At 64.1% G+C, this 13,006-nt stretch carries 13 protein-coding genes; 4 read left to right on the top strand and 9 right to left on the bottom strand.

Annotated elements, in window-relative coordinates; genetic code table 11:
• Positions 1-9: 9 nt before the first annotated feature.
• The 4 genes from AB7245_RS34815 to AB7245_RS34800 all read right to left on the bottom strand — a co-directional run bounded on the left by AB7245_RS34815 (position 10) and on the right by AB7245_RS34800 (position 4,091).
• Complete coding sequence (locus AB7245_RS34815; protein WP_085399498.1) at positions 10-678, bottom strand: OmpA family protein; 669 nt, start codon at positions 676-678, stop codon at positions 10-12.
• Positions 678-1,094, bottom strand: a complete 417-nt coding sequence (locus tag AB7245_RS34810) for a hypothetical protein (protein WP_085399497.1) — start codon at positions 1,092-1,094, stop codon at positions 678-680. The genes AB7245_RS34815 and AB7245_RS34810 overlap by 1 nt, the downstream gene beginning before the upstream one ends.
• Positions 1,095-1,182: 88 nt before the next feature.
• The gene (locus AB7245_RS34805) at positions 1,183-1,470 is read right to left on the bottom strand and encodes a type II toxin-antitoxin system HicB family antitoxin (protein WP_085399496.1); all 288 of its coding nucleotides are present in this window, start codon (positions 1,468-1,470) and stop codon (positions 1,183-1,185) included.
• A gap of 8 nt (positions 1,471-1,478) precedes the next feature.
• On the bottom strand, positions 1,479-4,091 hold the full coding sequence (locus AB7245_RS34800; protein ID WP_085399495.1) for an ATP-dependent helicase: 2,613 nt from the start codon (positions 4,089-4,091) through the stop codon (positions 1,479-1,481).
• Between the two features lie 237 nt (positions 4,092-4,328).
• Between AB7245_RS34800 and AB7245_RS34795 the strand changes: the two genes are divergently transcribed.
• Positions 4,329-4,502 carry a DUF1328 domain-containing protein gene (locus AB7245_RS34795; protein WP_008556598.1) on the top strand — a complete coding sequence of 58 codons (174 nt, stop codon included), beginning with the start codon at positions 4,329-4,331 and terminating at the stop codon, positions 4,500-4,502.
• A 61-nt stretch (positions 4,503-4,563) separates the two neighbouring features.
• Here the strand turns inward: AB7245_RS34795 and AB7245_RS34790 are convergent, their stop codons facing one another.
• Positions 4,564-5,058 carry a thioesterase family protein gene (locus AB7245_RS34790; protein ID WP_028147665.1) on the bottom strand — a complete coding sequence of 165 codons (495 nt, stop codon included), beginning with the start codon at positions 5,056-5,058 and terminating at the stop codon, positions 4,564-4,566.
• An 84-nt stretch (positions 5,059-5,142) separates the two neighbouring features.
• On the opposite strand from AB7245_RS34790, the gene AB7245_RS34785 reads away from it, so the two are divergent.
• From AB7245_RS34785 to AB7245_RS34775, 3 genes are all read left to right on the top strand, one after another.
• Positions 5,143-6,567 carry an FAD-binding oxidoreductase gene (locus tag AB7245_RS34785; RefSeq protein WP_085399524.1) on the top strand — a complete coding sequence of 475 codons (1,425 nt, stop codon included), beginning with the start codon at positions 5,143-5,145 and terminating at the stop codon, positions 6,565-6,567.
• Positions 6,568-6,671: 104 nt separating this feature from the next.
• Positions 6,672-8,003, top strand: a complete 1,332-nt coding sequence (locus tag AB7245_RS34780) for a Spy/CpxP family protein refolding chaperone (RefSeq protein ID WP_085399494.1) — start codon at positions 6,672-6,674, stop codon at positions 8,001-8,003.
• A gap of 118 nt (positions 8,004-8,121) precedes the next feature.
• Positions 8,122-8,481 (top strand): hypothetical protein, encoded by a 360-nt coding sequence (locus AB7245_RS34775; protein ID WP_085399523.1) that lies wholly within the window; start codon positions 8,122-8,124, stop codon positions 8,479-8,481.
• A gap of 128 nt (positions 8,482-8,609) precedes the next feature.
• Here AB7245_RS34775 and AB7245_RS34770 read toward each other — a convergent pair whose 3' ends face one another.
• The 4 genes from AB7245_RS34770 to AB7245_RS34755 all read right to left on the bottom strand — a co-directional run bounded on the left by AB7245_RS34770 (position 8,610) and on the right by AB7245_RS34755 (position 13,000).
• Positions 8,610-9,701 (bottom strand): ABC transporter ATP-binding protein, encoded by a 1,092-nt coding sequence (locus tag AB7245_RS34770; RefSeq protein ID WP_063981580.1) that lies wholly within the window; start codon positions 9,699-9,701, stop codon positions 8,610-8,612.
• 51 nt (positions 9,702-9,752) lie between these two features.
• Positions 9,753-10,604, bottom strand: coding sequence for a carbohydrate ABC transporter permease (locus tag AB7245_RS34765; protein ID WP_085399493.1), 852 nt, complete (start codon positions 10,602-10,604; stop codon positions 9,753-9,755).
• A gap of 3 nt (positions 10,605-10,607) precedes the next feature.
• A complete protein-coding gene (locus AB7245_RS34760) occupies positions 10,608-11,537 on the bottom strand; it encodes a carbohydrate ABC transporter permease (protein ID WP_063981581.1) in 930 nt (309 codons plus the stop codon).
• A 149-nt stretch (positions 11,538-11,686) separates the two neighbouring features.
• Complete coding sequence (locus AB7245_RS34755) at positions 11,687-13,000, bottom strand: ABC transporter substrate-binding protein (protein ID WP_063981582.1); 1,314 nt, start codon at positions 12,998-13,000, stop codon at positions 11,687-11,689.
• Positions 13,001-13,006: the final 6 nt, after the last annotated feature.

The following is a 13,006-nucleotide window of genomic DNA, read 5'->3' as shown; positions in this document are numbered from 1 at the left end:
TGATCTCGTTCAGCGCTTCTTGGCGGGCTTTTTCGCCGCAGGCCCAGGCGCCGCAGCTGGATGCGCAGGCGCCTCCTCCGGCACCTTGGCATAGGTCAGGATTTGCAACTGACCGTTGGCGGCCGAGGTCGGCTTGGCCCGGTCGAGAAACTGCTCCTCGCCGAGGCCGATCGGATGCAGCCGCTTGGTCGAGATCTTGAAGGTGTTCACCAGGACGTCACGGATCGCATCGGCGCGTCGCTGGCTCAGGATCGCATTGGCCTCGCGCGTCTTCGCATTGGATTCGACATGGCCGACGATCAGGAACGTGTACGGCAGCAGCGAGGAGTTAACCAGCGCGTCCGCGATGCGGCCGACGGTCTGGTAGGAGGTCGGCTGGATGATCGGCGTGTCGGCGTCGAACTGGATCTGCGCGTTGAAGGCGGGCAGGTTGGCGAGATCAGGCGCGATCAGCGGCCGGTTCACCGGACCCGGATCGTTCTTGATCCTGGCCTTGGCGCGCTCCATCACCTGCTGCTTCAGCGCGGGAAGGTCGACCTCGGCGGCCTGTTCGAAATGGTTCAGCTTGCCGACGATGTCGTCACGCGTCGGCGCCGCCGTCTGCGCGCTTGCTGCGCCCGCGAGCAGGGCCAGGACCTGGACCACGACCAGCGTGATGGCGATTCCGTTCGCGCGCATCACCGATACCCCGCGTCGTCGACGGCCTTCAGGCAGTTGTTGCTGATGCCCTTGGGCGTCGTGACCAGGCAGGGGATCGACTTGCTGGTCTCCTTGGTCGAGCCGCCGCAGACCTTGACGATCTCGCGCTGGCAGGCGTTCGCCACCGTGACGCGCGCGGCGACGCGCTTCTGGATGGCATCGAAGGCGCCGAGATAGTCGCTCTGGCATTGCTGGGAGAGCACGTCGCGGTTGCGGGACAGGCACTCTTTCAGCCGGGTCGAGTCCGGGTTGACGCCGCGGCAATTGGCGACGATTTCCGCGCCGCAGCTCTTGGCCAGGAGCCCGATCGAATCGCCAAAGCTCATGGTCTCCGCCGCCGCAAGCGACGGCATAACCAATGCCAGCAAGATCAGTGTGATGGAGCCCCGGACCATGGGCGCATCTGATACGGGGAAGTTCGCGGTGGTCAAGGGGCGTTCGGGTGAGAACTGTCGAACGTCCGGCCAGTGCGGCGAACAGTCCTCACTCGGCCTCAGGGAGGGGCGGCCATTCGATCAGGGCGACCGTGTGTTTCCTGAGGTCGTCGGCCACAGCAGGGTCGGCCTTGAGCTCGTCCAATGTCCGCGGCGGGGGAAGCTGGCGGCCGTCCGCGCTCAGCTCCTGCGCATAAAATGCGAGCGCCTCGGGCGCACTCTCCAGGGCCTCGTCGACGTCGTCGCCGCCGGAAATGCAGCCCGGCAGGTCGGGAAACCACAAGCCGACGGCGTCGTCCGGGCCTGCGTCCTCGATGATGGCGACGTACTGAGGCATATCAGGCCTCACGCCCGCTGCACAAAACTGTCCACGACCTTCTTCTCGCCGGCCTTGTCGAAGGCGATGGTGAGCTTGTTGCCGTCGATCTTGGTGACGCGGCCGTAGCCGAATTTCTGGTGGAAGACGCGGTCGGAGAGGGAAAATTCCGAGGTGGTGCCGGTGGATTTGGCGACCAGCTCGCCCTCGATCGTCATCGGCCCGCGGCGGCGTGAGGAGAAGCTGCCGAAATCCGGGCCGGATGAGGAGGAGAACGACGAGGCCTGTTCCTCGAAGCCGCCTTGGCCGCCGCCACTGCGGCCGCCGCCCCGGTTGCGGTTGGCCTGGGCGCGCTGCCAGCCCGGGGTCGAATAGGTGGAACCGAACGCCTCCATGTCGTCGAAACGCGAGGCGCCGTAGCCGCCGGTGCCGCCCCAGGCCGAGCCGCCCTTGGATTCCGTGATCTCGACATTGGCGGACGGCAATTCGTCGAGGAAGCGCGACGGGATCGTGGTCGACCAGGTGCCATGGATCCGTCGGTTGGTCGCAAAGTAGATCTTTGCGCGGCGCCTCGCGCGGGTCAGGCCGACATGGCCGAGCCGGCGCTCTTCCTCGAGGCCGGCGCGGCCCTGCTCGTCCAGCGTGCGCTGGCTCGGGAACAGGCCTTCCTCCCAGCCGGGCAGGAACACGTTGTCGAATTCGAGGCCCTTGGCCGAATGCAGCGTCATCAGCGACACCGCGTCCTCGTCGGCGCCGCTGTCGCGGTCCATCACCAGCGAGATGTGCTCGAGGAACCCTTGCAGGTTCTCGAACTCCTCCATCGAGCGCACCAGCTCTTTCAGGTTCTCCAGCCGGCCCGCGGCGTCTGCCGAACGGTCCTTCTGCCACATCTCGGTGTAGCCGCTCTCGTCGAGCACGATCTGGGCGAGATCGGTGTGCGCGGTGACCTCGCGCTGGGCGCGCCAGCGGTCGAACTGGGCGACGACGTCGCGCAAGCTTCCGCGCGCCTTCGGCTTCAGCTCGTCGGTCTCGACCACCGCGCGCGCCGCCTCGAACAGCGGGATGCGGCGCTTGCGGGCGTGGTCGTGGAGCATCTGCACGGTGGCGTCGCCGAGGCCGCGCTTGGGCACATTGACGATGCGCTCGAAGGCGAGGTCGTCGGCCGGTGAGTTGATGACCCGCAGATAAGCCAGCGCGTCGCGGATTTCGGCGCGCTCGTAGAAGCGCGGGCCGCCGATCACGCGGTAGGGCAGGCCAAGCGTGACGAAACGATCTTCGAACTCGCGCATCTGGTAGGAGGCACGCACCAGGATCGCGATCTCGTTGAGCTTGTCGCCCTGGCGCTGGATCTGCTCGATCTCCTCGCCGATGCCGCGGGCTTCCTCTTCCGAATCCCACGAGCCGGTGACGGTGACCTTCTCGCCGTCATGGTCCTCGGTGCGCAACGTCTTGCCGAGCCGGCCTTCGTTGTGCGCGATCAGATGCGAGGCGGCGGCGAGGATGTGGCCGGTCGAGCGGTAATTGCGCTCGAGGCGAATGACCTTGGCGCCGGGGAAATCGTGGTCGAAGCGCAGGATGTTGTCGACCTCGGCGCCGCGCCAGCCATAGATCGACTGGTCGTCGTCGCCGACGCAGCAGATGTTTTTGACGTGGGGCGTCTGCTCCCTCGCCCCGCTTGCGGGGTCGCGACGAGCTTCGCTCGCGCTGAGAGCGTCGGGGTGAGGGGCTGTCTCCACGAGTTCAGTCTGCGGAGAGTCCCCCTCACCCGCATCGCTTTGCGATGCGACCTCTCCCCGCACGCGGGGAGAGGTGAAGGAGGGAGACGTCGGCGCCTGCGACAGCAGCCGCAGCCACAGATATTGCGCGACGTTGGTGTCCTGATATTCGTCGACCAGGATGAATTTGAAGCGCTGCTGGTATTGCCGCAGGATGTCCGGATGCTCGCGGAAGATCCGGATGTCCTCGAGCAGCAGATCGCCGAAATCGGCGGCGTTCAGGATCTTCAGCCGCTCCTGGTAGCTCGCATAGAGCTTGCCGCCCTTGCCGTTGGCGAACACGGCGGCTTCGCCTGACGGCACCTGCGACGGCGTCAGGCCGCGGTTCTTCCAGCCGTCGATCAGGCCGGCCAGCATGCGTGCCGGCCAGCGCTTGTCGTCGATATTGTCGGCCTGGAGCAGCTGCTTGAGCAGCCGCACCTGGTCATCGGTGTCGAGCACGGTGAAGTTCGACTTGAGCTGCGCCAGCTCGGCATGGGTGCGCAGGATGCGGCCGCCGATGGAGTGGAAGGTGCCGAGCCACGGCATGCCCTCGACCGCATGGCCGAGCATCTGGCCGAGCCGATGCTTCATCTCGCGCGCGGCCTTGTTGGTGAAGGTCACCGACAGGATCTCGGCGGGGCGGGCGCGGCCCTGGCTGAGGATGTGGGCGATGCGCGTGGTCAGCACGCGCGTCTTGCCGGTGCCGGCGCCGGCCAGCACCAGAACCGGGCCGTCCAGCGTCTCCACGGCGTCGCGCTGCTCGGGATTGAGCCCGGACAGATATTTCGGGCCCACGGAGGCGCGCGCACGCGCGGCGATGCCGCCGGCTGCGGGCTGGTGGTCGGGTACGCTGGTGATCTTGCTCGGCTCGGTCATGCGAATCATTGGCCCCACGATGGCACCGCGGGGTGGTGGAAGGGAGCCTTCTTAACAGGGATTGCTGCCTATATGGGGCGCCGGGGCGAGGTTTTCCACGTGCGCGGCGGGCTGATTTGTTCCATCGGCGAGGGCGAATTTCCAGCTTGCGTGGGCCGGAACCATCGTTCCCGCGTCGAGATTGTCTGGACAGGTGGCGCGGCCAGCCGCGCCGACGCAGACAGACATCAAGACGAGGGTTTGACCATGCTAGGCTGGGTTGTGACGTTTCTGGTTATCGCACTGATCGCCGGCATCCTGGGCTTCGGCGGCATCGCCGGCGCCTCGATCGAGATCGCCAAGATCATCTTCTTCATCGCGGTCGTGCTGTTCCTGGTCTCGGCCGTGGTGGGACTTGCCCGCGGCCGCAACAGGATATAGCGCGGTCTGATGGGTGCATGATCTTACCGGAAAACCGCTTCACACTTTTCCGGATCATGCACTACCGCTTCGAGGGCATCGCCACGTTCCGGCCGATGCCCTCGGGCCGCGGCACGGCGCCGTGGGCGCCCACGACGGCTGCGATGCGCTGCCGGATATCGGGCGGAAAGGCCGCCACCTTTCGCGAGCCCATGTCGATGTGGAGCGACATGTTTTCGGAGGTCGCCGACAGCCAGCCTTCGGTCGCGTGCCGCAACTCCTGGAACGTATGCAGCCGCTTGTCGTCGGCTTCGAGCAGCCAGACCGACACCTGCACGGGATCGCCGAGGTGGATTTCGCGCAGATACCGCACATGGCATTCGGCAGTGAAGGTCGAGCCGCCTCGCTCCTTCATGTAGCCCGGCCCGATCCCGAGCTGTAACCACATCTGGTCGATCGCGCGGTCGAACATCACGTTGTAATAGGCCATGTTGAGATGGCCGTTATAGTCGATCCATTGCGGCTCGATCTGCATGATCGACGAGCGGAACGGCTCGGCAGCGGCGGTCTCCGGCATGTGTCTTTCCTGCTATGCGCGCGGTCGCTTGACTTGACCGGTCAGATGTCCTTTGCCACGGTTCTTCTGTCGGGAGGAATGTCCGTGGGTACGACCATCACCAATAATCCGCCGCGGGTCGAGCCGAAAGCCCTCGCAAGCGCGCTGGAGCAGCTTGCCGCACGGTTCGGCAACCGCCTCATCACCTCGCAGGCCGTTCGCGAGCAGCACGGCCATACCACCACGTGGATCGTCAACCAGCCGCCGGACGGCGTGGTGATGGCGCAGGAGACCGCCGACATCCAGGACGTGGTGCGGATCTGCGCCAGGAACCGCGTGCCCGTCATCGCCTTCGGCACCGGCACCTCGCTCGAGGGCCAGGTCAACGCGCCCGCCGGCGGCATCTCGATCGACCTGCGCGACATGAACAAGGTGCTCGCGGTGCATGCCGAGGATCTCGACTGCGTGATCCAGCCCGGCGTCACCCGCAAGGCGCTGAACGAGCATCTGCGCGACCAGGGCCTGTTCTTCCCCATCGACCCCGGCGCGGATGCTTCGCTCGGCGGCATGGCCTCGACCCGCGCCTCCGGCACCAACGCGGTGCGCTACGGCACCATGCGCGACAGCGTGCTCGCTTTGAAGGTCGTGCGCGGCGACGGCGAGATCATCACCACAGGCACGCGCGCCAAGAAATCATCCGCCGGCTACGACCTGACGCATCTGTTCGTCGGCGCCGAAGGCACGCTCGGCATCATCTCCGAGCTGACCATTCGCCTGCGCGGAATCCCTGACACGATCGCGGCCGGTGCGGTGTCGTTCGAGACCGTGCACGGGGCATGTCAGGCGGTGATCCTGGCGATCCAGACCGGCATTCCCGTGGCGCGCATCGAGCTGCTCAACGCCGCGCAGGTGAAGGCCTGCAACGCCTATTCGAAGCTGACGCTGCCGGAAACGCCGCTGCTTCTGATGGAATTCCACGGCAGCGAGGTCGAGGTCGGCGAGCAGTCCAAGGCCTTCGGCGAGATCGCAAAGGATTGCGGAGGCGGCGATTTCTCCTGGACCACCAAGCCGGAGGATCGCACCAAGCTGTGGCAGGCGCGGCACGACGCCTATTGGTCGGTGAAGGCGCTGCGGCCCGGCGACAGCATCGGCGTGGTTGCGACCGACGTCTGCGTGCCGATCTCGCGGCTTGCCGATTGCGTCGGCGAGACCGAGGAAGACCTCAAGCGCCTCAACCTGCTGTCGCCGATCGTCGGCCATGTCGGCGACGGCAATTTCCACTGCTCGCTGGTCTGTGACACCAACGATGCCGACGAGATGGCGCGCGGCGAGGAGTTCATGCATCGCCTGGTCGAGCGCGCGCAGGCGATGGACGGCACCTGCACCGGTGAGCACGGCATCGGCCAGGGCAAGCAGAAATATCTCAAGGCGGAACTCGGCCCCGAAGCGCTCGACGCGATGCGGGCGCTGAAAAAGGCGCTCGATCCGCTGAATATCTTCAATCCCGGCAAGATCGTGCCGGAGGCATAGCGCGCGGGCGGCTGCGTCGCGGTCGCGGAACTTTCGGCAGTCAGGCCGGTTCCAATCCCGTCAATTTCCGATGCCTCGATGGCGCGGCTCTGCGGGAGGATGCGATGTTGCGACCTGTCATTGGAATTGCCGTGATGGCGCTTGCCTGCATGCTGGCGGGCACGGCTCTGGGCAAGGGCGGGCACGGTGGCGGCCATGGTGGTGGGCACGGAGGCGGGCATGGCGGCGGCCATCACGGCGGCGGTCATGGTGGTGGTCATCATGGTGGCGGCCATTTTGGCGGTCATGGCTTCGGACACGTGCATGGCGGCGGGCATCATGGCGGGCCCCGCTTCGCAACGGGCGCGCGACATCGCGGCCCGAACTTCGGCCAGATCCGCAATGCGGCCGTCCGTCCTGCGAATTTTCGCAACGCCCTCAACGTGCATTCCAGCGCCTTCCGCAACGGCCGTCTGATCAGCAATCCGGCCGCGCGAGCCCAGATCGCGGCGGCGGCCGCACTCGCCGGCTGGCACGGCGCCAGCAGCGGGTGGTGGCAACATGCGGGCGGCGGTTATGGCTGGGTCGGACCGCTGTTCTGGCCGTTCGCCTACAACGATCTCTACGACTACACGATCTGGGGCGACGGTCTCGGCTTCTGGGGCTACGGCTATCCGGACATCTATGCCGGCATCTTCGGGCCCTATGGCTATAACGGTCTCTCGGCCTATCTGCCGCAGCGGCCGCAGGGACGGCGCCAGGCGCGCGGCGTCCCGCTGGATCGGCTCTGCGGCAGCGACCGCCGCGAAATCGTCGGTCTGCCGATCGACCAGATCGCCGCCGCGGTGCAGCCGACCGAGGCGCAAGGCGCAAGCCTCGACGAACTCGGCAACGCATCGATCCAGGCGTCCGAGATGATCCGCGCGTCCTGCCCGTCGCAGGTCGCGGCGACAGCGCCAGGTCGGCTGACGGCGATGCAGCAGCGCATCGAGGCGATGGAGAAAGCCGTCGATCTCGTTCAGCCCGCCCTCGATCGATTCTACGGCTCGCTCACCGACGAGCAGAAGGCGCGCTTCAATGCGCTGGCCGAGGATCAGCGTCGTGCGACGGCTTCCAACAACACCGGCGGATCGCTGGTCCAGAATTGCGCGACGCCTGCTGCGCTCGATTGGCCCAGCACTGACATCGAGGCGAGGCTTCATCCCAACGACACCCAGCGCGCTGCGCTACAGGTGCTCCAGGATACCAGCGCCAAAGTCAGCGCATCGCTCAAGGCGGCCTGCGAGCCCAGCGACGTGATGACGCCGCCGGCGCGAATGGCGGCGGTTCGCAAGCGGCTCGACACGATGCTCGACGGCGTCAAGTCGGTTCGCGCGGCGCTGGAGGATTTCTACGCCACGCTGAACGACGAGCAGAAGGCGCAGTTCGAGGCCATCGGACCACGTCGGACGCCCTGACTGCATATCGATAATACGTGGCGGAAAAATCGCCTCGCCGATCTCGATCGGCCTCTCTATGCTGGGCGAGGCGGGAGCGCGGAACTACGGCGGCTGGAAGACCATTGGTGACGGGGCGATGAAGTGGTTCGCAAAGCAGAAGCCGGCGGACATCTGGGACGAGACGATCGAAGGACCGCTCGGCGACATCGAGGCCGCCGAGCGCATCCGCGCGATCTGTGACGCCGCGGCCGCGAGCGCGGCCGGTTCGGCGCGCAACGACACGCGCGAAGGTGAGCGCTATGAACGCGCGGCCCAGGTCGCGATGGAAATCGCGATGAAGATCTCCGACGGGCTGATGCGCGATGACGCAGTCCATCGCATCGTCGATCTCTGCATGACAGCGAACGACCTCAAGACCGCGCAAATCCTGTTTCGCGCGATCCATGCCAGCTGGATCCGGGAGACGGTGCAGCGGGATCATCCGACCCTGGCCTAGAGGCGTGTACTCGTAAATCCGGTGTGCCCGGCAACGAGCCAAGTGCCATCGCGCTCTCCGGGCGTCATCGAAGCTGGTGACAAGAAGGCGAATTCCCGCTCACCGGTGGAATTGATCCTCTGCCGGGGTTAGATGGCCGCCTCGGTCTGCGCGTCGAAAACATGAAGCCTGGAAGGCCGCATGGCAACGCGCAGCCTGTCGCCCACCCTCACCCTCGCGGTCGGCTCGACGCTCGCCACCATGATACTCTCGCCGACCTTCATATCGAGCAGGATTTCCGAGCCGAGTTGCTCGACCACCTCAATCACAGCATCGAAGCATGAGTGGCCGAGATCAGCGCTACCCGCCACGGTAAGGTCCTCCGGCCGCACGCCGAGCATGACCTCGCGTCCGATATGGCCGCGCAGCCGCTGCGCGGTCTCGTCCGGCAGCTTGATGCGCAGGCCGGAGTTCTCGGCAATCAGCGATCCGTTCGCCTCGGTCACCGTAACGGCGGCGAAATTCATGGCCGGGGAGCCGATGAAGCCGGCGACGAACTTGTTGGCGGGCTGATTGTACAGTTCGAGCGGCTCCCCCACTTGCTGGACCACGCCGTCTTTCATGACGACGACCCGGTCACCCAGCGTCATGGCCTCGACCTGATCGTGGGTAACGTAAATGGCGGTGGTGCCGAGACGGAGATGCAGTTTCTTGAGCTCAACGCGCATCTGTACCCGCAGCTTGGCATCGAGGTTCGACAGCGGCTCGTCGAACAGGAACACGCGGGGGTGACGCACAATGGCACGACCCAACGCCACGCGCTGGCGCTGGCCGCCGGACAGCTGGCGCGGCTTGCGCGTTAGCAATTCACCGATGCCGAGGATGTCGGCCGCCTCCCGCACGCGCTTGTCAATCTCGGGCTTTTCGAATTTGCGCATCTTCAGGCCAAACGCCATGTTGTCGTGCACGCTCATGTGCGGGTACAGGGCGTAGTTCTGGAACACCATGGCGATGTCGCGGTCCATCGGCGCCAATTCATTGACCACGTTTCCGTCGATGGAAATGTCGCCGGAACTGATCGCTTCAAGCCCGGCGATCATTCTCAGCGTCGTGGTCTTGCCGCAGCCGGACGGTCCGACGAACACCACGAACTCCTTGTCGCGGATCTGCAGATTGACGTCTTTGACAGCGTGCACGCTGTCGTAGAACTTGTTGATCCCCTTGAGGACGACCTGGCCCATTCGCTCCACCCGCCTTCCGCATGCCCACTTTCCTGATGATCCGGGGTGCTGTCAGCCCTTCACCGATCCAGTCAGTCCTGCGACGTAGTGCTCGACGAAAAACGAATAGGCGATAGCAACCGGGATCGATCCGAGCAGGGCGCCAGCCATCAGCGGTCCCCAGAAGAATACATCGCCGCGGATCAGTTCCGATGTGACGCCGACCGGCACGGTCTTCTGTCCAGGCGAGGACAGGAAGACAAGTGCGTAGATGAACTCGTTCCACGACAGGGTGAAAGCGAAGATGCCGGCCGAGAGGATGCCCGGGATCGCCACCGGGATGACGATGTAGAGCATGGCCTGCCAGCGCGAGGCGCCGTCAATGCGCGCGCATTCCTCGAGCTCCTTGGGCACCGCCTTGAAGTAGCCCATCATGAGCCAGGTGCAGAACGGAATGAGAAAGGTCGGATAGGTCAGGATCAATGACCAGGGCGTGTCACCCAGCCGATAGTTGCGGATGATCTCTGCCAGCGGAATGAAGAGCAGCGTTTGAGGCACCAGATAGGTGATGAAGATGCCGGTGCCCAGGCTGCCTGCAAATGGAAAGTTCAGCCGCGAGAGAGCATAGCCGGCGAACACGCCGCACACGAGCGAGATGGCGGTTGACGCGAGCGCGATGAACGTCGTGTTCCACAGCCACGATGCAAACAGCGTCTCCTCGAACAGGTACCTGACATGGTCCCAGGTCGGGTTCCAGGTCCAGAACGGATTGTAGTTGATCGAATTCCAGGGTCGGTAAAGCTCGCCGTCCGGCCGCACCGAAGTGATCACCATCCAGTAGAACGGGAACAGCAGGAAAAGCAGGAACATCGCCATGGGGACGTAGAAGAACGCCCACTTTCGCCACCTTGCGCCCTCGATCATGGCTCAGCGGACCTCCACGCGGCGGATGTAGAGAAGTTGGATGATAACGACCAGAAACAGGACCGGAAACATGGCGAGCGAGATGGCAGCGCCCTCGCTTAGGAGGCCGGTGCCGATGCCGATCTGATAGGCGTAGGTGGCGAACAGGTGCGTTGCATTGGCTGGTCCGCCGCCTGTCATCACATAGACGATCTGGAAGTCGGCGAACGTCTGAATCACCGAGAACAGCACCACGACCATGGTCACGGGCAGCAGCAGGGGCCAGGTGATGTGCCAGAACCGCTGCCACGGCCTGGCACCGTCTATGGCGGCGGCCTCGCTAAGTTCGGGACTGATGGTCTGCAGGCCGGCGAGCAGGCTGATGGCGAAGAATGGCACTCCGCGCCAGATGTTGACGATGATGATCGAGATCATGGCGAGGTCTGGATCGCCAAGCCAATTGATCCGACCGCTGATCAAACCGAGATGGTAGAGGAGCCAATTGAGGACGCTAAATGTCGGGTCGAACATCCACTTCCAGGCGAAAGTCGAGAGCACGGTCGGGATGATGAAGGGCAGCAGGATGAAAGCACGGGTGAAAGCCTTGCCGCGGAAATTCCGGTTGAGCAGCATGGCCAGCCACAGCCCGAGCGCCAGCTTGAAGACGGTGGTTACGCCCGTATAAAGAAACGTGTTGTAGACGGAGGTGCGAAAGATCCCGTCATTGAAGATCTTGTAGAAGTTGGCGAGGCCGACGAACTCGCCTGGAACGCCGACGCGCGAGTTGGTCACCGACAACAAGATGCCGCGCAAGAACGGATAGGCGATGAACGTACCGAGCAGCGCCAGGGTCGGCACCAGCAGCACGAATGCGAGCCAACGCTCGTCCTCAAGCAGCCGGATTCTGGGCCGCGGCGCCTGCGGCATGTAGACTTGGGTCTCGGCGATCGCCATCTCGCTTCACCTCTAAGCGCACGCCAACAGACGCGTCATGCGAAACTTTGATCGCGCCGCCTCACAGAGAGACGGCGCACCGTACAAGTCCGAGACGCGGGGCGCGCGGCAGCCACTTCGCAGCCGTGCGACGTGCTGCGCACGTACTTTCAAGAATAGACCTTCTTGAGTTCGACTTCCGCCCATTTCACGGAATCCTCCGCCGGAGCGCCCTGGATCGCTTTGGCGTACATATCTGTGATGATGTATTTGGTGAGCACTTCGGCAGCCTTCTTGCCTGATGAGGGCAGAGGGTACCCGGGCGTCTGACCCAGGAGGCCGGCGATCTTGAAGGGCGCCATGACCTTGTCCTCTTCCCACAACTTGTGTTTCTCCCATTCGTGGGTCGGCGGTGTCGCGAAACCTTTCTGGGAGACGAACCACGGCTCGTAGTTCGCCTTGGTATGGACCCACTTCAACAACGCCTTCGCACCGTCCTGATTCTTCGAATAGTTCGGAATGACGTGAGAGAAATAGGTGTGCATGGCGAATTGGCCGGCCGGGCCTTTGGGCAACGGCGAGTGCTGGATGTCGGTCTTCAGCTGTGCGCCTTTTTCAGTAATATATTTGTCGGGGTTGCGCAGCGATTCGATGTAGATCGAAGCGCCGTTGAGGGTGGCGCAGATGGTTTGCGACAGGAACGCACGGTTGTTGTTGGTGTCATCCCAGGCAAGCCCGCCCTCGTCGTGGGCTTCCTTCCAGAAAGCCGTCATGAACTTGACGGACTCGATGACCTCTTTCTTGTTGATGTTGACAGTCTTGCCGTCCTTCTCGACCTCAGTGCCGCCCCACGACCACATGTACGGGTAACTGAACGTCGGCGCGTCACCGAACGTGTGGCCGAGCGTCTGACCGATCGGCCGGCCCTGGGCCTTGAGCTTCTTGCCAACCTCGCGATACTTCTCCCAAGTGTCCGGGAAGGTCGATGAGCCGATCTCATCGAACCAGGATTTTCGGTAGGCGATCATGGCGCCGACGATGGTCCACGGCAAAGAGATCCATTTTTGGCCGTCGGCGGAGTTGGACTTGCACAGATCATAATAGCCATCTTCGGCCTCGCTCACACGACCTGCGATGTCGGACAGGTCGATGACGCTCTCCGAATAGATCTGCGGGTGGTTATTGAAGAGCATGATGATGTCGGGACCTGAGCCCGACTGGATCGCCGAGGTGATGCGCGGCTGCAGGTCATTGCCATTCACAGTCTCAAGATTGATCTTGATTCCCAGCGCCTTCTCGGCAGCAGGCAGCAGCTCCTTGCGCAATAGCTGATCGGAAGCTGGCACGAAGTCATTCCAACGCAGCCAGTGTACCGTGGTGCCCTGTGCAAAAACGGGAGCCCTGCCAGTGGCCAGGATGCCGGCCATGCCGCCCACAAGCGCCGTGCCGCCCTTGAGGATGTTACGTCGGGTTACCGTCGTCATGCATTC

The organism is Bradyrhizobium sp. 604_D8_N2_3 (genome assembly GCF_051810765.1).
Taxonomy (GTDB): domain Bacteria; phylum Pseudomonadota; class Alphaproteobacteria; order Rhizobiales; family Xanthobacteraceae; genus Bradyrhizobium; species Bradyrhizobium barranii.
Note: the sequence above shows the minus strand (reverse complement) of the source record. Positions and strands in the feature narration are given on the sequence as shown.

Bases quoted from the DNA above. Each gene is read 5' to 3' on its own strand.
- AB7245_RS34770 (WP_063981580.1), bottom strand. From the start codon at position 9,701: ATGGGCCAGGTCGTCCTCAAGGGGATCAACAAGTTCTACGACAGCGTG.
- AB7245_RS34765 (WP_085399493.1), bottom strand. From the start codon at position 10,604: ATGATCGAGGGCGCAAGGTGGCGAAAGTGGGCGTTCTTCTACGTCCCC.
- AB7245_RS34795 (WP_008556598.1), top strand. From the start codon at position 4,329: ATGCTAGGCTGGGTTGTGACGTTTCTGGTTATCGCACTGATCGCCGGC.
- AB7245_RS34800 (WP_085399495.1), bottom strand. From the start codon at position 4,091: ATGATTCGCATGACCGAGCCGAGCAAGATCACCAGCGTACCCGACCAC.
- AB7245_RS34780 (WP_085399494.1), top strand. From the start codon at position 6,672: ATGTTGCGACCTGTCATTGGAATTGCCGTGATGGCGCTTGCCTGCATG.
- AB7245_RS34755 (WP_063981582.1), bottom strand. From the start codon at position 13,000: ATGACGACGGTAACCCGACGTAACATCCTCAAGGGCGGCACGGCGCTT.
- AB7245_RS34775 (WP_085399523.1), top strand. From the start codon at position 8,122: ATGAAGTGGTTCGCAAAGCAGAAGCCGGCGGACATCTGGGACGAGACG.
- AB7245_RS34810 (WP_085399497.1), bottom strand. From the start codon at position 1,094: ATGGTCCGGGGCTCCATCACACTGATCTTGCTGGCATTGGTTATGCCG.
- AB7245_RS34790 (WP_028147665.1), bottom strand. From the start codon at position 5,058: ATGCCGGAGACCGCCGCTGCCGAGCCGTTCCGCTCGTCGATCATGCAG.
- AB7245_RS34815 (WP_085399498.1), bottom strand. From the start codon at position 678: ATGCGCGCGAACGGAATCGCCATCACGCTGGTCGTGGTCCAGGTCCTG.
- AB7245_RS34805 (WP_085399496.1), bottom strand. From the start codon at position 1,470: ATGCCTCAGTACGTCGCCATCATCGAGGACGCAGGCCCGGACGACGCC.
- AB7245_RS34760 (WP_063981581.1), bottom strand. From the start codon at position 11,537: ATGGCGATCGCCGAGACCCAAGTCTACATGCCGCAGGCGCCGCGGCCC.